The 19687-nt window shown below is 72.5% G+C and carries 17 protein-coding genes; 7 read left to right on the top strand and 10 right to left on the bottom strand.

The features are described 5' to 3' along the window. From ACWED2_RS38170 to ACWED2_RS38160, 3 genes are all read left to right on the top strand, one after another. A partial coding sequence (locus ACWED2_RS38170; protein ID WP_449695384.1) for a DUF6531 domain-containing protein occupies positions 1–4221 on the top strand: 4221 nt, incomplete at its 5' end. A gap of 43 nt (positions 4222–4264) precedes the next feature. After that, complete coding sequence (locus tag ACWED2_RS38165) at positions 4265–4807, top strand: GNAT family N-acetyltransferase (RefSeq protein ID WP_449695383.1); 543 nt, start codon at positions 4265–4267, stop codon at positions 4805–4807. Then, positions 4804–6111, top strand: coding sequence for an MFS transporter (locus ACWED2_RS38160; RefSeq protein WP_449695382.1), 1308 nt, complete (start codon positions 4804–4806; stop codon positions 6109–6111). The genes ACWED2_RS38165 and ACWED2_RS38160 overlap by 4 nt, the downstream gene beginning before the upstream one ends. Here the strand turns inward: ACWED2_RS38160 and ACWED2_RS38155 are convergent. Both ACWED2_RS38155 and ACWED2_RS38150 read right to left on the bottom strand, forming a co-directional pair. Continuing rightward, complete coding sequence (locus ACWED2_RS38155; RefSeq protein ID WP_449695381.1) at positions 6069–7289, bottom strand: SGNH/GDSL hydrolase family protein; 1221 nt, start codon at positions 7287–7289, stop codon at positions 6069–6071. The two genes, ACWED2_RS38160 and ACWED2_RS38155, sit on opposite strands and share 43 nt — an antisense overlap. Before the next feature lie 395 nt (positions 7290–7684). Continuing rightward, on the bottom strand, positions 7685–7948 hold the full coding sequence (locus ACWED2_RS38150) for a hypothetical protein (protein WP_449695380.1): 264 nt from the start codon (positions 7946–7948) through the stop codon (positions 7685–7687). Between the two features lie 238 nt (positions 7949–8186). Here ACWED2_RS38150 and ACWED2_RS38145 point away from each other — a divergent pair, with 238 nt between their 5' ends. Then, the gene (locus tag ACWED2_RS38145) at positions 8187–10538 is read left to right on the top strand and encodes an alpha-L-fucosidase (RefSeq protein WP_449695379.1); all 2352 of its coding nucleotides are present in this window, start codon (positions 8187–8189) and stop codon (positions 10536–10538) included. On the opposite strand, the gene ACWED2_RS38140 is transcribed toward ACWED2_RS38145, so the two are convergent. The 3 genes from ACWED2_RS38140 to ACWED2_RS38130 form a co-directional block, all read right to left on the bottom strand. Then, positions 10535–11719, bottom strand: coding sequence for a 4-hydroxybenzoate 3-monooxygenase (locus ACWED2_RS38140; protein WP_449695378.1), 1185 nt, complete (start codon positions 11717–11719; stop codon positions 10535–10537). The genes ACWED2_RS38145 and ACWED2_RS38140 overlap by 4 nt on opposite strands. 21 nt (positions 11720–11740) lie before the next feature. Further along, positions 11741–13174 carry an ArnT family glycosyltransferase gene (locus ACWED2_RS38135; protein WP_449695377.1) on the bottom strand — a complete coding sequence of 478 codons (1434 nt, stop codon included), beginning with the start codon at positions 13172–13174 and terminating at the stop codon, positions 11741–11743. Between the two features lie 91 nt (positions 13175–13265). Then, positions 13266–14594, bottom strand: coding sequence for a diaminopimelate decarboxylase (locus tag ACWED2_RS38130; protein ID WP_449695376.1), 1329 nt, complete (start codon positions 14592–14594; stop codon positions 13266–13268). A gap of 82 nt (positions 14595–14676) precedes the next feature. Here ACWED2_RS38130 and ACWED2_RS38125 point away from each other — a divergent pair, with 82 nt between their 5' ends. Beyond that, complete coding sequence (locus ACWED2_RS38125; RefSeq protein ID WP_449695375.1) at positions 14677–15561, top strand: LysR family transcriptional regulator; 885 nt, start codon at positions 14677–14679, stop codon at positions 15559–15561. On the opposite strand, the gene ACWED2_RS38120 is transcribed toward ACWED2_RS38125, so the two are convergent. Both ACWED2_RS38120 and ACWED2_RS38115 read right to left on the bottom strand, forming a co-directional pair. Next, positions 15558–16112 (bottom strand): hypothetical protein, encoded by a 555-nt coding sequence (locus ACWED2_RS38120; protein ID WP_449695374.1) that lies wholly within the window; start codon positions 16110–16112, stop codon positions 15558–15560. The two genes, ACWED2_RS38125 and ACWED2_RS38120, sit on opposite strands and share 4 nt — an antisense overlap. A gap of 24 nt (positions 16113–16136) precedes the next feature. Next, positions 16137–17426, bottom strand: coding sequence for an NAD(P)/FAD-dependent oxidoreductase (locus ACWED2_RS38115; protein WP_449695373.1), 1290 nt, complete (start codon positions 17424–17426; stop codon positions 16137–16139). Positions 17427–17599: 173 nt separating this feature from the next. Here ACWED2_RS38115 and ACWED2_RS38110 point away from each other — a divergent pair, with 173 nt between their 5' ends. Next, on the top strand, positions 17600–17968 hold the full coding sequence (locus ACWED2_RS38110; protein ID WP_449695372.1) for an STAS domain-containing protein: 369 nt from the start codon (positions 17600–17602) through the stop codon (positions 17966–17968). Positions 17969–18024: 56 nt separating this feature from the next. Here ACWED2_RS38110 and ACWED2_RS38105 read toward each other — a convergent pair whose 3' ends face one another. Genes ACWED2_RS38105 through ACWED2_RS38095 form a run of 3 tightly spaced genes read right to left on the bottom strand, consistent with a single transcriptional unit; the run spans position 18025 to position 19003 of the window. After that, entirely contained in the window at positions 18025–18291 is a 267-nt protein-coding gene (locus tag ACWED2_RS38105) for a DUF4235 domain-containing protein (RefSeq protein WP_086853791.1), read from the bottom strand. Then, complete coding sequence (locus tag ACWED2_RS38100; protein ID WP_449695371.1) at positions 18288–18593, bottom strand: DUF3618 domain-containing protein; 306 nt, start codon at positions 18591–18593, stop codon at positions 18288–18290. The genes ACWED2_RS38105 and ACWED2_RS38100 overlap by 4 nt, the downstream gene beginning before the upstream one ends. Beyond that, on the bottom strand, positions 18590–19003 hold the full coding sequence (locus tag ACWED2_RS38095) for a phage holin family protein (protein ID WP_449695370.1): 414 nt from the start codon (positions 19001–19003) through the stop codon (positions 18590–18592). The genes ACWED2_RS38100 and ACWED2_RS38095 overlap by 4 nt, the downstream gene beginning before the upstream one ends. A 135-nt stretch (positions 19004–19138) precedes the next feature. Between ACWED2_RS38095 and ACWED2_RS38090 the strand changes: the two genes are divergently transcribed. Next, the gene (locus tag ACWED2_RS38090; RefSeq protein WP_086853786.1) at positions 19139–19600 is read left to right on the top strand and encodes an SRPBCC family protein; all 462 of its coding nucleotides are present in this window, start codon (positions 19139–19141) and stop codon (positions 19598–19600) included. Positions 19601–19687: the final 87 nt, after the last annotated feature.

Raw genomic sequence — 19687 nt, 5'->3', positions numbered from 1 at the left:
GATCTGTTTTCGGATGCGGCGAAGGCGTTGCGGAAGATCAAGCCGGGTAAGACCGCGCCGCCGCCGAAGCACGCGGACATCAAGAGCGGCCCGAAGGACATCGGCGGCCCCAACGGCAAGGGCGGCCCGGACGCACCGCCGCCGAAGGGCGACGGCACCACGCCTTCGGGCGCGAAAGGCGACGGCACCAGCACTTCCGGCGCCAAGGGCGACCCGCCGCCGAAGACCGACCCGCCCCCGGCTTCCAAAGGCCCCGACGACACCCCGAAGAGCCCGGACCCTTCCCCCGGCGGGGGCTCGACCACGCCCTCGGGTGCGGGCAAGGGCGGCGGCAAGGGCCCCGACAGCACGAGCCCGTCGTCGAACAAGCCGGACACCCCGCGCGACCGCGGGGTCGGCGCCGACGACCGGGTCTGCAAGTCCGACCCGATCGACGTCGCGACCGGCGAGATGGTGCTGGCCCAGGCCGACGTCGACTTCCCGGGGCCGCTGGCGCTCGTGCTGGAGCGCACCCACGTGTCCTCCTACCGCGCGGGCCGGCTGTTCGGTGCCTCCTGGGCGTCCACAGTGGACCAGCGGCTGGAGCTGGACGACGAGCACGCCTGCTACTTCTCCCCGGACGGGATGATCCTGGTCTACCCGCTGCCGGTGCGCGGGGGCGATCCGGTGTTCCCGCTGGAGGGGCCGCGCTGGACACTGGCGATCGACGAGGAGACCGGCGCCTGGCTGCTGGACGACCCCGCGCAGCGGCGGACCCTGACCTTCGCCGCGCCGTCCGGGCCCGCCCCGGCGCGGGGCGTGCGCGTCCTGCCGCTGACCGGGATCGAAGGCGGCGACGGGCGCACGATCGCCGTCACCCACGACGAGGACGGCCGGCCGGTTTCCTGGCGCCATTCCGACGGGTACCGCGTCGACCTGCGCATCCAAGGCGGCCGCCTGCGCGAGCTGACCGTCGTCGACGCCGCCGGGACGTTGACCGTGCCGGTCACCTCGTTCGGCTACGACGACCGCGGACGGCTCGACGCCGTCGTGAACTCCTCGGGCCGCCCGATGCGGTTCGACTACGACACCGACGGCCGGATCACCGGCTGGCAGGACCGCACCGGCGCCTGGTACCGCTACGTCTACGACCAGGCGGGCCGCTGCGTCCGCACCGTCGGCGACCAGGGCTACCTGGACGGGAGCTTCGCGTACGAGCCCGGCGTCACCCGGCACACCGACTCCCTCGGCCACACCTGGACGTTCGAGCTGAACGAGCTGAACCAGGTGGTGCGCGAGACCGACCCGCTGGGCGCGGTGACCGAATACGTCCACGACCGGTTCGACAGGCTGCTTTCGCGCACCGACCCGCTGGGCCGCACGACGACCTACACCTACGACGCCTTCGGCAGGCCCACCTCGGTCACCCGGCCCGACGGGTCCACTGTGGACCTCAACGTGGACCCCGCCCAGCCGCTGTTCGCCAGCTTCACCGACGGCGAGCGGACGTGGCGCCGGGAGTACGCGGGCGAACTCGGCGAGGGCGTGCCCGACCTGGCCACCGAGCAGATCGGGGTTTCGGGCGAGTTCGACTACGAGCGCCTGCTCGAGCGGCCGGAAGACGGCGGCGAGGACTACCGCGACCTGTTCGGCAGGCCGCGGGTGCGCACCGACGTCTTCGGCGGCCAGGTGCGCTTCGACTGGACGGTGGAAGGCCTGCGCGCCGCGCGCACCGGCCGGACCGGCGAACGCGAGCAGTGGCGCTACGACGCCGAAGGCAACGAGATCGAGCACGTCGACCCGGTGGGGGCGGTCGAGCGCGCCGAATACGGCCCGTTCGGGCTGCGGACCGCGAGCGTCGACGCCACCGGCGCCCGCACGGTGTACGGCTACGACACCGAGCTGCGCCTGACGTCGGTCACCAACCCCCTCGGCCTGACCTGGCACTACCGGTACGACGCGGTGGGCAGGCTGGTCGAGGAACGCGACTTCGACGGCCGGGTGCTGCGGTTCGCCTACGACGCGGCCGGGCAGCTGGTGCGGTCGGTCAACGGGCTCGGCGAAGCGGTCGACTACACCCATGACGCGCTCGGCAACGTCGTCCGGCGGCAGACGCCGACCGGGATCACCACGTACGCCTACGACCCCATGGGCCGGCTGGTGCGGGCGACCGGCGACGACGTCGTGCTCGAGTTCGAGCGGGATCCCGACGGCCGGGTGCTGCGGGAGACCGTCGACGGACGCAGCGTCCTGTTCTCCTACGCCGACGACGGGACCGTGCTCGCGCGGCGCACACCGTCCGGGGCGGACAGCCACTGGACGCAGGACGCGGCGGGGCACCCGGCGGCGCTCGCCTTCGCCGGGCACGACGTCCGGTTCCAGCACGACGCGGCCGGCCGGGAGCTGCGCCGCTCGGTGGACGGCGCGCTGGAGCTGGTCCAGTCGTTCGACGCGGGCGACCGGCTGACCGGCCAGGTCGTCTCCACCCCCGCCGCCGGGACCGTGCAGCAGCGGCGCTACGACTACCGCGCGGACGGCTCGCTCGCCGCGGTCACGGACGCGCTGACCGGCGTCACGCAGTACCGCTACGACGCGGCCGGGCGGGTCGTCGAGGTCGCGGCCGCCGACCACCGCGAGAACTTCCGCTACGACGCGGCGGGGAACCTCACCGAGACCGCGGTGGACGGCACCTGGCCGGTCGACGCGGAGGTGGGCTCCCGCCGCTACGCCGCCAACACCCTGACCGGCGCGGGCGCGGTGGCGTACGCCCACGACGCGCAGGGCCGGCTGGTCGCCCGGCACGTGCAGATCCCCGGCGGCGTCCTGACCTGGACGTTCACCTGGGACGCGGTGGACCGGCTGATCGGCGTGCGCACCCCGGACGGCACCCAGTGGCGCTACCGCTACGACCCGCTCGGCCGCCGGATCGCGAAGCTGCGGCTGACCGCCGACGGCCGCGTCGCCGAGCGCGTCGACTTCGTGTGGGCCGACACGCAGCTCGTCGAGCAGGTGCACACCGATGCCGAGGGCCGGCGGCGGAGCATGACCTGGGAGCGGCACCCCGGCGACGACCGGCCGCTCGTCCAGGCCGAGCTCGTGGACGGGACCTGGCGGCTGCAGGCCGTGGTCACCGACCAGATCGGCGCGCCCGCGGAGCTGGTGGCGCCCGGCGGCACGCTGACCTGGCGGGCGCGGTCGGGCCTGTGGGGCAAGGTCGTCACGGCCGGGGGCACGCCGCTGCGGTTCCCCGGGCAGTACGCCGACCCCGAGACCGGCCTGCACTACAACGTCTTCCGCTACTACGACCCGGTGACCGGACGGTACCTCAGCCAGGACCCGCTGGGCCTCGGCCCGGCGCCGAACCCGGCGGGCTACGTGCCGAACCCGCTGGCCGCCGTCGACCCGCTGGGCCTGATGCTGACGGCGCCGTGCGGCAAGCCGCTCAGCGGCGGCGCCGGCGGCTCGCGGCCGCCGAAGCGGCCGGGCGGCGGGCACGGCCCGGGCCAGCTCGGCCAGCCGCCGGCGAAGAAGCCCATGACCTCCAAGCCGGGGCCGGGCCGCAGCACCAAGCAGGGCGGCGGCACCCAGGGCGGCCGCTGGGACGGCGATCGCCCGTATGGCAAGGGCGACTCCAACAACGCCGCGAACCCGCCGCAGAAGGGGCACCTCACCGACGTCGAGGACCTCAACACGGCGGCCAAGAACCAGCAGCTCAGTCCCGAACTGCAGAAGCACCTGGCCGACAACGGGATCAACCCGAAGGCGAAGTGGGTCAAGGGACATCTCGAGAACGACAACATCGGCGGCCCGGGCACGTCGAGCAACATGACGCCGCTGAGCACCAAGGCCAACAGCGCGCACAAGAACGGCATCGAAAACAGCGTCAAGGAACTGATCGGCCGGGCGAACAGCGAAGCCTGGCGGAAAGAGGGGCTCGACGGGATCGGCATCAAGTACCACGTTCAGGTGAGCAACGAGTTCAAGTTCCCGAACTCGTCGAACCCGTTCGAGCAGTCGATCCGCGACCACCTGGTGATCAAGGCCGAGTACACCGGCGTCGACCAGGCCGCGCTGGACAAGATGGCCAAGAACGGCATGGCGAAGCTGCCGGAGCTGCCGCCGGTCGGCACGAAGATGGACACCGTCACCGGGGTGTTCACCACCCCGAGCGGCGAGATCTGGAAGAAGGGCACGAAGGGGCACGACTTCAGCGGGCTGGGACTGACCGGGAACGGGCACTGAAGTCCGGCTCGACAGGCGGCTTCCGGGGGTCGACACTGGGCTGATGACCGGCCTGATCACCGGAAGCCGTGTCCGGCTGCGGCCAGCTGCCGCCCCGGACGCCGCCCGGTTCGAGGAGATCCTGTCGCACCCCGAAGTCGCCCGCTGGTGGGCCGACGCCGAGGAGCCGGTGGCCGCCCAGGTGTCCTACCTGCTGGACCCCGACGAAGGCACCACGACCTACGCCATCGAATACGACGACACCGTTATCGGCATCGAACTGGCCTTCGAGGAGGCCGACCCGCAGTACCGCCACGCCGGCATCGACATCGCGGTGCACCCGGACTTCCAGGGCCGCGGTCTCGGCTCGGACGCCATCCGCACGCTGGCCGAGCACCTGTTCACGGTGCGCGGGCACCACCGGCTGGTGATCGACCCCGCGGCCGGCAACGAGGCGGCGATCCGGCTCTACTCGTCGCTCGGCTTCCGGCCGGTCGGCACGATGCGGTCCTACGAGCGCGGCCCGGACGGCAGCTGGCACGACGGGCTGCTGATGGACCTGCTCGTGGACGACCTGGTCCCCGCAGCCGCACTAGCCGGGTCGTGAGCGGCCGCGCGGTCGCGGCCCGGCCCTTGCGGCGGGTCGCCGTGGCGAGCGCGGTGGGGACCACCATCGAGTGGTACGACTACTTCATCTACAGCACGGCGACGGCGCTGGTGTTCGGCAAGCTGTTCTTCACGACGCTGTCGCCCGCTTCCGGCACCCTGGCCGCCTTCGCGACGCTCGGGGTCGGGTTCCTGGCCCGCCCGGTCGGCGGGATCCTCTGGGGGCACTTCGGCGACCGCGTCGGCCGCAAGGCCATGCTGGTGCTGTCACTCCTGCTGATGGGATTCGCCACCGTCGGCGTCGGGCTGCTGCCGACGTACTCCGCGATCGGGGTGTGGGCCCCCATCCTGCTGCTGGTCCTGCGGCTGCTGCAGGGGCTGAGCGCGGGCGGCGAATGGGGCGGTGCGGCGCTGATGGCGGTGGAGCACGCGCCCGAGGACCGCCGCGGCCGGTACGGTGCCTTCTCGCAGATCGGCGTCCCGGCCGGGTTGATCCTCGCGCAGCTGATGTTCTTCGTCCTCGGCCGCTCGCTGACCGACGCCCAGTTCGCCTCGTGGGGGTGGCGGGTGCCGTTCCTGGCGAGCATCGTGCTCGTCGGCGTCGGCCTGGTGATCCGGTTGCGGATCGAGGAAAGCCCGGTGTTCTCGCGGCTGCGGGAGGCGGAAGAACGCAGCAGCCGGCCGATGGTCGAGGTGCTGCGCGAGCGGCCGCGGGCCCTGCTGGTGGCCTCGGGCAGCTTCGTCGCCAACACCGCGATCGGGTACATCTTCCTGGCCTACCTGCTGTCCTACGGCACCTCGGTGCTCAAGATCAACCGCACCACGCTGCTGGTCGTCGTGATCGTCGGCAGCGTGACCTGGCTGGTGAGCATCCTCGCCTCGGCCGCGTGGTCGGACCGGGTGGGCCGCAAGCCGGTGTACCTGGCCGGATCGGTGCTCCTGGTGGTCTGGCCGATCCCGTTCTTCCTGCTCGTCGACACGAAGGCGACGGCGTGGCTGATCGTGGCGGTGGTGGTGCTCAACATCGGTCTCGGCGCCACCTACGGGCCGCAGTCGGCGTTGTTCGCGGAGCTGTTCGAGCCGCGGTACCGCTACAGCGGAGCTTCGTTCTCCTACGCCATCGGTGCGGTCCTGGGCGGTGGGTTCGCGCCGCTGATCGCGACCGCGCTGCAGACCGCCACGGGCACCTCGCTTTCGGTGTCGCTCTACCTGGTGGCGGTCGCGGTGCTGAGCCTGGTGGCCGTGCTGTTCATCCCGCGGGATCAGAGCCGGTCGAGCCGGACGACGGCGGCCATCCGCTCGTAACCCGCGTCGCCGGGGTGGAGGTGGTCGCCGGAGTCGTAGGCCGGGAGCATGCGGAGCGGGTCGGCCGGGTCGCGCAGGGCCGCGTCGAAGTCGATGACGCCGTCGAAGACCCCGCTGGTGCGGATGAACGCGTTCACCGCCTGGCGGGTCGCTTCGAGGGTGTCGTCGTAGACCCGCCAGCCCTTGAACGGCGTGAGCGTGCCGCCGAGGACGCGGATCCCGCGCGCGTGCGCCTGCGCCACCAGCTGGCGGTAGGCCGACGCGATGGCGCCCGGGTCGGTCTGGTGCGGGGTCTGCTGGATGTCGTTGATGCCCTCCAGCACGATCAGCGTCCGCACCCCGCCGACGCCGAGCACGTCGCGGTCGAAGCGGGCGAGCGCGTTCTGGCCCGCGCCGGAGCCGGGCACGTCGAGCAGCAGCCGGTTGGCGCTGATGCCGGCGTTGAGCACGCCGTAGCGGCCGTGCAGCCGGTCGGCGAGGTAGTCCGGCCAGCGGTGGTTGGCCCCCGCCGCCGAGCCGAAGCCGTCGGTGATCGAGTCGCCGAGCGCCACGATCGAGGCTTCCGCGCCGCCCTGGACGTCCACGCCGGAGACGTAGTGCCACACCGACGTCTGCTCGGTGTACGGGGTGCCGGACTCGCTGTCGGCGAAGTCGCCGGCCCGGGTGAAGTACGACGCCTGCGTCGCGAGCGGGTGGTAGGTCACCGGTCCGGACCTGGCCGGCACGTAGGTCGTCACGAGCAGGTCGGCGTCGGCGGGGACCCGGAGGCCGACCGGATCACTCAGCGCTTCGGCACCCGCCGGGACCACGACGCTCGGTGCGCCGCCGAAGGTCAGGGACCGCAGGGTGCCCGGCACGGCGTCCGGTCCGGTGCGCTGGACCGCGACCGTGACGTGCCCGAAGGTCACGGGAGCGGTGCCGAACGCGTTCGAGAGGTGGACGCGGGTGCGGGCGCCGCCGGCGCTGGTGTGCACGACGTTGCGGATCGAGTAGCCCGGGTAGCCGTCGGGGGTGTTCGGCGCCGCGGCCGCGGGCGCCGCGGCCCACGTGCCGACCCAGCCACCGACGGCGTGCCGGCCGAACCCCGGGGGAGCGCTTTCCGGATTCGCGCTGCCGGCCGTCGCGAGCAGCCCCAAGCCCGCCAGGACGGCCGTGCCGACGGCCACGAAACGTCGCATCTCCCCACCGTCGCCCGCGGTCCGCGGCTCGGGGACCGCTGATCAGGTGAGGGGCCGGACAAGATCCGGGACAGTGACACTCAGGACAGAGAGACCGGGGAGGGGGCCGGGGCGGGCCCGTCCGGGATTCTGGGGATGCCGGACGGGCCCGCGCGAGGTGGCCGTTGCCGCGACGGCCGCTCGCCGGGGTACCCGGTCCCGATCGGGCGGAGGCTGGCCCGGATCGTTGCGTCGTGGTGACCCCGGAGGGCGTGTGCGAGACGCCCTCACCCAAAGCACGGCCGCCGGCCCCCGCCGGTTCAGCGCAGTTCGAGCTTTCTCCCGGCGGTCCGGCGCTGGAAAGCCGTGAAGGCCACCTCGGGCGAGGTGGCCTTCACGGCTTTTGAGCGGGAGGCTCAAGCTGCTGCCGGAAACGTACCCAGGGCGCGGTACCCCGCATCGGTCAGTTCGGCGGGCGCCCACTGGCCGGGGGCGACGAGCCGGGTGGCTCTGACCAGCCCGGCGCGGGCGAGGTGGTGGGCGGTGCTCTGGTCGCAGCACGGCAGCCCGTCCACGCGGAGGTCGGGTTCGCAGCTGCAGCGGAGCTCGGCGCGCCCGTCGGCGATCGCCTTGAGCATGGCGATCGCGCGGCGGCTCAGCGCGTTCGGATCGGTGGACATCGGTCTGGCCTTTCGTGCGGCTGGGTTCTGGCGGCGAGTGCTGCAGCTCGTTACCTAGGGATACGCGGTGAACACGAGCGTGGTTCACATCGATCGCTCCAGATGGCCTCTTGACACGGCGAGAGCGACCAAGCAGGGTCATTCATCGGATGAATCATGTTCCGTCGGCGACGGGTGTGCCTCCTGAGGGTGACGTCCGTCGTCAATCCGCCGTAGTCATCCGATCCCTGGAGGTTCAGTGTCGACCTTCCCCCGCCGTCAAGCTCTCGGAATCGCCCTCGGTGGTGCTGTCGCGCTCGGCGTGGCCGGCCACGCCCCGGCCGGCGCCGCCGTCCCCGTCGACGCCGCTGCCGACGGCCCGGAAACGCCGATCGTCCCGCCCCCGCCGCCGGTCCCGGTCGCCCTCGACCCCTGGTTCACCAACGACGGCATCGACAGCGCGTCCGCCACCGGCGGCGATTTCGACGGCTCCGGCTACACCTTCCCGGCCGAGCACGTCCCGGCCGGACAGACCGTCACCGCCGGCGGTGTCCCTTTCAAGCTCGGCCCGGCGACCGCCGGGGCGAAGAACAACATCGCCGCCACCGGCCAGCGGATCGACCTGCCGAAAGGCCGGTACTTCGTCGCCTACTTCCTGGTCGCCGGCAGCTACGGCGCGGCAGGTGGCCCGGCGACCGTGCACTACGCCGACGGCAGCACGAGCACCGGTTCGCTGTCCGGCCCCGACTGGTACACCGGCAGCGGCGCGCTCGTCTCGCCGTTCCGCTACGCGCCCGGCGGCGTCGTCGACAACAACCCGGTTTCCCTGGCCACCGGCCAGGTCTGGATCGACCCGGCCCGCGAGGCGGTCGCGCTGACCCTGCCCACGACGGCGAACCCGGCGCCGAACGTGTCGAGCCTGCACGTCTTCGCGCTCACCCTCCAGCCGGTCGCCGTGGGCCGCTCGGCGCTGGTCCTGGACGGCCGCTCGAGCGCCAACCTGCTGACCGACGGCGGGCCGCAGGCCGCCGAGGCGACCATCGTCAACGCCGGGACCGTGTGGCTCGGCGCGGGCGACCGGGTCAGCGTCACCGTCGACGTCCCCGGCGGCCGGACGACCGTGCCCGCGGCCATCCGCGCGCTGGCGCCGGGGGAGCAGGCCACGGTCCGGCTCGGCCTCGCGCCGAACGCGTCCGTGCCGCCCGGCACCACCACGAACGGCCAGATCCGCGTCACCGCCGGCCGCGGGACGCTCGCCACCCAGCAGGTGCCGATCACCCTCGGCGTCCCGGACTTCCGGCCCACCGACGCGTCCCTCTCGACGCACCGAGCGCCCTATTGGTTCACCGACGCCAAGTTCGGCATCTTCATCCACTGGGGTGTGTACGCGGTGCCCGCGTGGGCGCCGGTGGGGCAGCAGTACGCGGAGTGGTATTGGCAGAACCAGCAGGACCCGAACGGCGCGACCTACGCCTACCACCGGCAGAAGTACGGCGAGAACTTCGCCTACGACGACTTCATCCCGCTCTTCACCGCGGCGAAGTTCGACCCGCGCACGTGGCTGAACCTGATCGCCGACGCCGGCGCGGAATACTACGTCCTGACGTCGAAGCACCACGACGGCTTCGCCTTGTGGGACACCAAGGTCAGTGACCGCAACTCGGTGAAGCTCGGGCCGAAGCGCAACATCGTCAGCGAGCTCTTCGCGGCGTCGCGGAAGTACAACCCGCAGCTGCGCAACGGCCTGTACTTCTCGCTGCCGGAATGGTTCAACCCCGACAACCCGTGGATGGGCCACCCGCCGCGCAACCCCTACACCGGCGCGCCGCTGCCCTACACCGGCTACACCGCGGGGAAGGACTTCGTCCGCGACTACCAGGCGCCCCAGGTCCTCGAGCTGATCACGGAATTCGACCCCGACGTCCTGTGGTTCGACATCGGCGGCGTCAACGACAGCCGGACCGTGCTCACCGAGTACTTCAACCGCGCGAAGAACCGCAAGCGCCCCAAGGACGTCACCTACAACGACCGCGGCGGGATCCCCGACCACGACTTCACGACCCCGGAGTACACGACGTACCCCAACACCGTCGTGGCGAAGTGGGAGGCGAGCCGCGGCCTCGACCCGTTCTCCTACGGCTACAACCGCGCGACCCCCGACGACCGCTACATGACGGCGGAGGAGGTCGTCCGCACCCTCGTCGACATCGTTTCGAAGAACGGCAACTTCCTGCTCGACATCGGCCCGGACTTCGACGGCACCATCCCCGCCGTCATGCAGCGGCACCTGCGGGACGCGGGCGCGTGGCTGAAGGTCAACGGCGAGGCGATCTACGGGACGACGTACTGGTCGCGGATGGCCCAGCTCGGCGACCTGCGGTTCACGGTCAAGCAGAACGAGGCCTTCTACGTGCACTCGCTGGCCGCGCCGGGCAGCCGCGTGGTCGTGGACGCGCCGGTGCCGATCCGCCGCGGGGACCGGGTGACCATGCTCGGGTACCGCGGGAACCTGCACTGGAGCGTCGAAAACGGTTCTCTGGTGATCGACGTCCCGGCCGCGGCCCGGCAGGCGGGCCGTTACACCTGGGTGTTCAAGATCGCCTGGAGCTAGTGGTCGGCGTTCTTGCCGATGTACAGCTCCGCGAACGCCGCCGCGGCCGCGGGCGAACCGAGCAGGCGGCGCATCCGGGCTTCCGCGATGCGCGCCGCGAACGGGTTTTCGCCCGCGGCCGCGGTGTGGTGGAAGATGTCCGACAGCCACAGCGAAAACTCCTGGTACTGCCACACCAGCGGCAGGCACGCGGCGGAGTACCCGGCCAGCGGCGCCGGGTTTCCCGCGTAGTACGCCTGAAAGGCCTCGGTGAGCAGGAACGCGTCGTGCAGGGCGAGGTTCATGCCCTTCGCCGCGATCGGGGCGACCAGGTGCGCCGACTCGCCCGCCAGGTGCAGCCGGCCGTACGACATCGGTTCGACGACGTAGTTGTGCATGTCGAGGATCCGCTTCTCGAACAGCCTGCCCTCGGTGATCTCCCCGCCGGGCACGGTGAGCCGTGCGTGCAGCTCCTGCCACACGCGCTCGTCGGGCCAGTCCGCTTCGGTTTCGCCCGGCGCGGTCTGCAGGTAGAACCGGGTCACCGCCGGCGTGCGCGCCATGTGGGCGGCGAACCCGCGCGGGTGGATGCCGAACAGCACACCGTCGGCGGACGGCGGGGCCTCGGCGAGCAGGGCGAGCCAGCCGATTCCGTAGTCGTGGTGGGCTTTCACCGTCGATTCCGCCGGCAGGTAGCCCTGGCAGACGCCGCGGGCACCATCGCAGCCGGCCACGAAGTCGCAGTCGATGCGGTGTTCGGCGCCGCCGGCCCGGAACGTGACGGCGGGGGAGTCCGACGTCAGGTCGTGCAGCTCGACGTCCGAGACCTCGAAGACCGCTTCACCGCCCGCATCGGTGTACTGCTCGACCAGGTCGGTCACCAGAAGCTGTTGCGGGTACACGAAATGCCGCTGGCCGGTGACGTCGCCGTAGCGGAAGACGTGCCGCTGCCCGGCGAACCGGAACTCGAACTTCTCGTGCCGCGGCGCCTTCGCGACGAGCTGCTCGCCGAGGCCCCGCCGTTCGAGCCCGCGGACCGCCCACTCCTCGATGAACCCGGCCCGCGGCCGCGCTTCGATGAACGCCCGGCTCTGCGCTTCCAGCAGCACGCAGCCGATCCCCGCGCGCCGCAGGAGGTTCGCCACCGTGAGTCCGGCCGGGCCCGCCCCCACCACGGCCACCGCCGTGCGCCTCGCCACCATGCGCCCGAGGGTAGCGCGCGCTCAGTAGTAGTGCCGCAGCTGAGGCCATGCCTCGGACCACGGCCGCGTCAGGGTGCACAGCGACAGCGTGACACCGTCTTCGTCGTTGTCGACGCCCTCGGCGTTGTGGTGCTTGGCGACCGTGCGGCACCCGGTGATCAGCCGGGCCGCGGGCGAGCCCGGCCGGACCCGCCCGATCAGCAGCACCGGGCCGACCAGCCGGTCCGGCGGCGGTCCCCAGTCCGCGTACGACATGTGCGGCGAGTACGGCTGCGGCAGCCCGAGCTCGGGGCCGTAGCGCTCGATCGCCCCGGCTTCGCCGTAGTTGCCGGCGAGGATCACCGCCGTGTCCCGCTCGGAGTCCGGGATGCGCTGCCACGCACCGGCGACACTGCCGGCGAAGCCCGGCCAGCCGACCTGCTCGCCCGGCTCCTTGTTCATCGCCAGCAACGGGCCGTTCAACGCCGGCGCCGGCACCACCGGGAGTCCGATGAGGACGGACACTGCCACGCACACCGCCGCGGCCGCACCGGAGAGGGCTCGCCGGACGGTTCCGCCCCGGCCCAGCCACCGCAGCACCGGTTCGGCGCCCAGCGCCACCAGCGGCAGCAGCAGCGGCACCGAGTAGTACGGCTTGCCGCCGACGGCCAGGAGCTCCACGCAGACGACCGGGTAGGCGATCGCCAGCGCGCGGGCCCAGCGCAGGCCGGGGTCGCGCCACGGCCGCACGAGCCCGGCGATCCACACCGGCACCAGCACCGGCGAAAGCAGAACCAACTGCATCGGCACGAACAGGAGCCGGTTTTCGGCGCCGTCGTCCTCGCTGATCCCGCCGGCCACGGTGAGCATCGGCCAGCCGTGCGCCGCCTGCCAGAGCACCACCGGCGCGGCCAGGACGGCGGCGATCCCGACGCCGGCCGCGAGCCACCAGGTCCGCAGCACCCGGCGCGGACCGGCCACGGCGACACCGACGCCGAGGCCGGACAGCAGGAGCAGGACGAGCCACTTGTTCGCCAGGCCGAGCCCGACGGCGGCGCCGACGGCGAGCCACCACCGGCCGTCGCCGGTGCGCAGCAGCCGCAGGCCGAAGAGCGCGATCAGCGACCACAGCAGCACGTCCGCGGAGTTGGTCGCCAGCATGTGCGACACGACCAGGACGTAGGACGACAACGCCGTCGCGATCGCCGTGAACAGCTGGACACCGCGGCCGCCCCCGAATTCACGGGCGATCAACGCGACCACGATGACGGTGGCCATGCCCAGCAGGGTCGCGACCACCCGCAGGCCGCTCGGCGTCTCGCCGAACACCGCCGTCGACGCCCGCGCGAGCCACGGCGTGATCGGCGGGTTGTCGACGTACCCCCAGTCCGGGCGGCGGCCCGCGGCGACGAAGTACAGCTCGTCGCGGTGGAAGCCGTAGCGGCCGGACAACGTCGTCAGCACGACGGCTTGCACGGCAACGACAATCCCGACCGGTAATGCGGCGAACCGCGGTAGTGCCCCCATGACAGCCTCCCCTCGGCTGCCCGGGATCGTACGCCGGTGATCACGCTTCCGGGAGCGCTCCGAGGAATTCGCCGCCCGCGTCGGCGACCAGTTCGGCGAGGGTCTGCGCCCGGCGCAGCGGCGTGAACTCGACGTCACCGCGCGGCGACACGGTGAACCCGTACACGGCCGGGCGCGGCAGCGTGTTGTAGGCGTAGTGCGCGCCGAAGTAGTACGCGCCGGTGTCGTGGGCGACGACGAGGTCGCCCGGTTCGAGCAACGGCAGCGGCCGCTCCCGGGCGAGGAGGTCGCCGGCGAAGCACAGGGGACCGGCGATGTCCTGCGGCACCTCGGGGCCGGTTTTCGGTGTGCCGGTGGGGTCGAACGCACCGATCCGCAGCGGCCAGTGCTCCGGCTGGAGCACCGTGCGCGCCGCCACCTGGGCGCCCGCGTGCGTCACGGCGATGTGGCGGCCGCCGGCGACCTTGGTGTACTCCACCGTGCTGACCAGGAAACCGCTCTTCGCCAGCAGGGACCGGCCGAACTCGGTGACGAACGCGTAGCGGCCGTCGGCGAGGGACGGGACCCGCGCCAGCAGCGTGGCGACGTAGTCCGCGTAGGCCGGGCCCGGCTCATCGGAGGTGAAGTCCACCGGCAGGCCGCCGCCGAGGTCGAGGCTGGTCACCTGCCGGTGGCCGGCGTCGGCGTTGATCTCCTCGGCGAGTTCGTGCACCGCGGCGACACCGTCGGCCATCAGCTCCGGCGGGCAGCCCTGCGAGCCGACGTGGACGTGCAGCCGCGTCAGCCACGGCCGGCGCGCGAAGGCCTCGCGCAGCAGTGCCCGGTTCCCGTTGTCCCGCAACGGGATACCGAACTTCGACATCGCGGTCGCCGTGCTCGTGTCACCGATCCGGCCGGCGCCGACCTGCGGGTTGATCCGCACACCCAGCACCGAGCGCGGCGGGGTCGCCCCGACCAGTGCGTCGAGCCGGGTGAGCTCCTGGAAGTTGTCGGCGTTGACGGCGGTGCCCTCGGCCAGCGCGTGCGCGAGCTCGGCGGTGGTCTTGGCGGGGGAGTCGAGGACCAGCCGCGGGCCGCGCAGGCCCGCGGCTTCGGCGACCGCCGTTTCGCCCGGGCTCGCGACCTCGGCGTCGATCCCGAGGCCGCCGAGGAACCGCAGCAGCGGCGCGAGACCGCACGCCTTGGCGGCGACGGTGTGCTGCACCCGCCCGAGCGGCGCGAACGCCGTCGACAGGTCTTCGACGGCGTCCCGGACGGTGGTGAGGTCGACGAACCCGGCCATCGGGGCGGCGAGCCGCCGCTCCGCCGCGGCGGCGAGGGCGAGCAGCTTGCGGTCGGTGCGGGTCAGGGGCGCGCTGGTCGTGGTCACGGGATCCAGGACAGCAGCGGGCGGCGCGTCGGGTCCAAGACTTCGTCCCGATCAAGGCATAGGAGCGCCCTATAATCGCTGGGTGGACCTGCGCCGATGGCACTACTTCGCCGTGCTCGCCGAGGAGATGCACTTCACGAAGGCGGCCGCCCGGCTGTTCGTGTCGCAGCCGTCGCTGAGCCAGCAGATCCGCGCCTTCGAGGCGGAGCTGGGGGTCGCGCTGCTCGACCGCACGGGCCCGCGCTTCACGTTGACCGACGCCGGGCGCGTGGCGGCCGCCGAAGCACGGGGCCTGCTCGACCGGCTGCACCGGGCCCGGGGCGCGATCACCGCGGCCGGCCGGGGCGACACCGGGCGGCTGCGGATCGCCTACACGCGGTCGGCGCCCGGTCCGCAGGCGGGCGACCTGGTCGCGGCGTACCGCTCGCGGTTCCCCGACGTCGAGCTGGCCCTCGAGACGGGCTGGACCAGCCTGAACCTGGCCCGGCTGGCGGCCGGCGAGATCGACGTCGGGTTCGTGCGGCCGCCGGTCACCGCCGCGGGAATCGAGGTCGCGGTGGTCGGGTCGGAGGAGGTCCTGCTCGCGCTGCCGTCGGGCCACCCGCTCGCCCGCCGCCGCGGCCGGGTGCGGCGGGCGGCGATCGCCGCCGAGCCGGTGGTGTTCTGGCCGCGGGAAAACGGTCCCGGCCAGTACGACGCGATCAGCGGCCAGGTCTGGCCGGGCGGGCTGCCGCCGATCGTCCGCGAAGAACCGGAGGACGAGCAGCTGATGCGTGCGGTCGCGGAAGGAGCGGGGCTCGCGGCGGTCCCGGAACACCGCGCCCGGGCGCTGCGACGCCGCGGCGTGGTGCTGCGGCGGCTCGAAGACCCGCCCCCGCGGATCGACCTGGGCCTGGCCTGGCGGGCCGGCTCGGTGTCCCCGGTGGTGCGGGCCTTCGTGGACCTCGGCCGCCGCCCGGCCGGTTAGGCCAGGCCGAGGGCCGAGCGCACCGCCGTGACCACCTCCGGGTGGCCGAGCGGCAGCGGCGGCGGCACCCGGTCGTCCGGGTTCTCGCCGCTCGACGCCACGACCTGCACGTCCGTGCCCGCCTCGCGCAGCTTCGTCACCACGTCCTCGTGCTCCGCCAGCCAGGCGTCGTTGGCCTGGGCGGCGTCGCCGGCGGCGAGGAACGCGTCCGAGGCCGGGTCGACCAGCAGCAGGTGGGTCGCCGCGCCCGGGTGGCGCTCGACGAGCTGCAGCGCCTCCGCCGCGAAGGGACCGCTCGCCACCACGGCGATCTCCGGGTCGGCGGGCCCGGCGTCGCCGAGGAGGTCGTCGGCTTCGGTCAGGGCGCCGCCGGCGGGCACCCGGCACCAGAACACCGCCCGCTGGTCCGCCAGCGGCCGCCAGGTCGCGGGCAGCTCGTCGTGCTTCGCGGCACCCGCCGGGTCGAGCACGATCACCTTGGGCCCCGACGGGTCCCCGGCGGTCACCACGGACGGGCCTTCGGAACGGACGGGTTCGGGTTCGGCGGGCATTGGGAAGTCCTTTCACGAAAGACGTCAGCGACGGGGGAGTTCCGGGCTGTCGGTGTCGAGCGGCACGGCGCCGGAGCGGACGAGTCCCAATTGGACGGTCTGGCGGCCGGTCAGTGCCTCCAGGGCCCAATCGGCCGCCGTGCGCACGCGGTTGCCCGGCATCGCCATCAGGTGGTAGCCGCGCGTCACCGCCTTCGCCGGCCGTCCGGACAGCGGGACGTGCAGCGGGTTCGCCGCGGCGGCGCCGGCCCCGAGGTCGACGACGAAGCCGAGGTCGTGGTGCCGGTAGGTGCCCCGGCGGCCGTACCCGAGCGAGGCCGCCACGTTGCGCCCGGCGAGCTTGCCCTGCCGTTCGGCGTGCTGCGCGGTCATCGCCGTGTACTGGCCCGGACGGGTGAGGTCGGGCACCGCGGCCGCGTCGCCGCAGGCGAACACGTCGTCCCGGCCGGGTACGTTGAGCTGCTCGGTGACCACGAGCCTGCCCTTGGCGGTCTGCAGCCCGAGGTCGGCCACCAGCGGGTCCGGCCGCACGCCGACGCACCACACGAGGGTGCGGGTGGCCACGGCGTCGCCGTTGGTCAGCGTGACGCCCTTGGCGTCGGCGTGGTCGACCGACGTCTTCATGAGCACCTCGACCCCGCGGGCACGCAGCACCTCGTCGGCCGTCCGGCCCAGCCGCCCGTCGAGCTCCGGCAGCACCCGTTCGGCAACGTCGAGCAGCAGCCAGCGGATCCGCTGCCCGGCCAGCTCGGGGTGGCGCGCGGCCAGCGCCGCGGTGAACGCGGGACCCTGCGCGGCGACCTCGGTGCCGGTGTAGCCGGCGCCGACCACCACGAACGTGCAGCGGGCGTCGCGCTCGGCCGGGTCGTCCGCCGCGGCGGCCAGTTCGATCTGCCGGGTGATGTGGTCGCGCAGGTAGAGCGCTTCCGGGATGCCGCGGAAGCCGTGCGCGCATTCCGGGACGCCAGGGATCGGCAACAGCTTGTTGACGCTGCCGACGGCCAGCACCAGCCGGTCGTACCCGATCCGGTGTTCGTTGTCCTCGGGATCGGTGTAGGTGACATGGCGGGCTTCGAAGTCCACGCCGGTGGCCATGCCGAGGACCAGGCGGACCCCGCGCAAGGTCTCGGGGATCGAAACCGCGATCCGCCGCGGGTCGAGGATCCCGGCCGCCACTTCGGGCAGCAACGGCAGGTAGAGGAAGTAATCGGTCGGGTTCAGCACGACGACTTCGACGTCTTCGCCGGCTGCCTTACGTAGGCTCTTCGCCGCGTGGTAACCGGCGAAACCGCCGCCGACGATCACGACACGCATGGATCTCCTTCCGGGCGCCGGTTTCCGTCTCGAACGGATTACCCGAGGTCGGAGCCGGGAAACCCGCAGGGTTGACCTCACGGCGCAGGGGCGTACGGTCAGGGGTGTTGGCTGTTGTTCAGACACGTGCTCCGGTCAGCGCCCCTGCACCGCTGAAAAAAGGGAGCGCCCCAATGTACGACTGTTTCCGCACGATCTACGAACCGTCCGGCCTCACCGTCACCAAGACCGATCGACCGGGCGGGATCACCGTGCTCACGCTGGTCGGCGACATCGACGCCGCCACGGTCGGCACGCTCGACGAAGCCCTCGCCATCGAGGGGCGGCTGGTCGTCGACCTGACCCGGGTCGCCTTCCTCAGCTGTGCCGGGGTCCGGTCGCTGCTGCAGGCGGACGCCCGCACCGAACTCGCCGTCGTGTTCGGCGGCCACGCCGTCACCCGTTCGCTCGAAGCGACCGGCGCCGACCTGGTGCTGAAGATCCACCCGCGCGTCGGCGCCGCGCTCGCCGGTCTCGGTCCCGAACCCGGCCGGGAGGCGTGACCGCCGCGCGGCCACGCCTCCCCGCCGTCCACTGTGGACATTCATGACGTCGGCAGTCAGTCGTCGCCCGGCCAGTCGCCGGTCGCTTTGCGGTACCCCACCGCACCGGCTCGTTCGGTGGCGGCCTTGACGGCGCCGAAGATCGCCCCCTGCACCGCCGCCGCGATGACCACCTGCCGCCAGGTGTAATCGCGGTCGGTGGCGTCGGGAGCGTCGTCCTCACCGGCCACGCGGCTCCAGACCTGCTTGAAGACCTGGCCGGCGAGGATGCCACCCAGGGCACCCACCACCCAGCTCAGCGGCTTGTAGAGCGCTTTGTTCACGGGTTCCTCCGGCGCAGGATCAGGCGGATCAGGATCAGCAGGCCCAGCACGCCGGCGAAGACCGGCACCGGGTTGGCCCGCACGGCGTCGGCGCCCTGGCGGAACTTGACCGCGGTCGGCTCGTTGGTCACGTCGGCGACCTTCGCGGTCGCCTGGTCGAGCTTTTCGTCGACGTTCTCCTTGACCCTGGTCTTCACGTCGAGCTTCTGCCCGAGCGCCTCCAGGGTCTCGGTGAGCTCCTCCCGGGTGGCGTCCCGGTCGAGCCGTGCCTCCTCGGCGTTCTTCGGGAAGTCCCCGCTCATGTCCGCACCCCCTGCTTCACGGTGTCCACGTCTTCGCGGACGCCGCTGATCGCTTCTTCGGGCACCGGCGGCACCCCCTGCGTCACTTCCTTCTTGCCGACCAGCGCCGCGATCCCGGCGACGACGAACAGCGCGACCGCGACGATCACCGCCGCCAGCCAGCCGGGCACGACCAGCGCGAGGGCCAGCACGGCCGCCGCGACCAGCGTGCCCGCACCGAGGAACGCGAACAGCCCCGCCGCGCCGAACAACCCGGCGCCGAGGCCCATCTTCTTGCCCTTGCGCTGCAGTTCGAAGACCGCGAGCCGCATCTCGTCCCGGACGAGCCGCTTGACCTCGTCGGTCAGGTCCGTCACCAGTTCGCCGACCGAACGGTCGGCCGCCGGTGTCTTGTTTGCCTCTTCGATCACCGAACACCTCCTTTGCCTGGCCGCCGGGTACCCGGCCGTGGCGGGGGTCAATCGCGCCGGGTTTGACCGTGCTGGCACCGGGTAACCGCTGGGTGCCCTCAACGACAGGCACCATCCATCGACGAGGAGGAGTGCATGAGCACGATCACCGAAATCGTGGACGTGGAAGTTCCGGTTTCCACCGCGTACAACCAGTGGACGCAGTTCGAGGAATTCCCGCAGTTCATGGAGGGCGTCGAAGAAATCCGGCAGGTGGACGCCACCCACACCCACTGGGTGACGCGGTTCGGTGGCGTGACGCGCGAATTCGACGCGACGATCACCGAGCAGCACCCCGACGAGCGGGTCGCCTGGACGTCGGACTCCGGGCCGGACCACGCCGGCGTCATCACCTTCCACCGGCTCGACGACTCGCACACGCGGGTGACCGCGCAGATGGACATCGATCCCGAGGGTTTCGCCGAGAACGTCGCCGACAAGCTCGGCGTGCTCGACCGCCGGGTGAAGGGCGATCTCAAGCGGTTCAAGGAGTTCATCGAGCAGCGCGGCCGGGAGACCGGCGGCTGGCGCGGTGACGTGGACCGCCCGGGGCGGTGACACCGCGGGTCACCCGTCCGGGGTGAAGTGTCGCGGCGCGGCGGGGATCACCCGCCCCGCCGCGTTTCACGTCCGGGGACCGCCGGG

This window comes from Amycolatopsis sp. NPDC005003 (assembly GCF_053600695.1).
This window is presented reverse-complemented; position numbering and strand designations above follow the sequence as displayed.

Excerpts from the sequence above, each read along its gene's own strand:
- ACWED2_RS38120 (WP_449695374.1), bottom strand. The coding sequence starts at position 16,112 with ATGCCCGCCGAACCCGAACCCGTCCGTTCCGAAGGCCCGTCCGTGGTG.
- ACWED2_RS38155 (WP_449695381.1), bottom strand. The coding sequence starts at position 7,289 with ATGCGACGTTTCGTGGCCGTCGGCACGGCCGTCCTGGCGGGCTTGGGG.
- ACWED2_RS38090 (WP_086853786.1), top strand. The coding sequence starts at position 19,139 with ATGAGCACGATCACCGAAATCGTGGACGTGGAAGTTCCGGTTTCCACC.
- ACWED2_RS38100 (WP_449695371.1), bottom strand. The coding sequence starts at position 18,593 with ATGAGCGGGGACTTCCCGAAGAACGCCGAGGAGGCACGGCTCGACCGG.
- ACWED2_RS38140 (WP_449695378.1), bottom strand. The coding sequence starts at position 11,719 with ATGGTGGCGAGGCGCACGGCGGTGGCCGTGGTGGGGGCGGGCCCGGCC.
- ACWED2_RS38110 (WP_449695372.1), top strand. The coding sequence starts at position 17,600 with ATGTACGACTGTTTCCGCACGATCTACGAACCGTCCGGCCTCACCGTC.
- ACWED2_RS38165 (WP_449695383.1), top strand. The coding sequence starts at position 4,265 with ATGACCGGCCTGATCACCGGAAGCCGTGTCCGGCTGCGGCCAGCTGCC.
- ACWED2_RS38115 (WP_449695373.1), bottom strand. The coding sequence starts at position 17,426 with ATGCGTGTCGTGATCGTCGGCGGCGGTTTCGCCGGTTACCACGCGGCG.
- ACWED2_RS38150 (WP_449695380.1), bottom strand. The coding sequence starts at position 7,948 with ATGTCCACCGATCCGAACGCGCTGAGCCGCCGCGCGATCGCCATGCTC.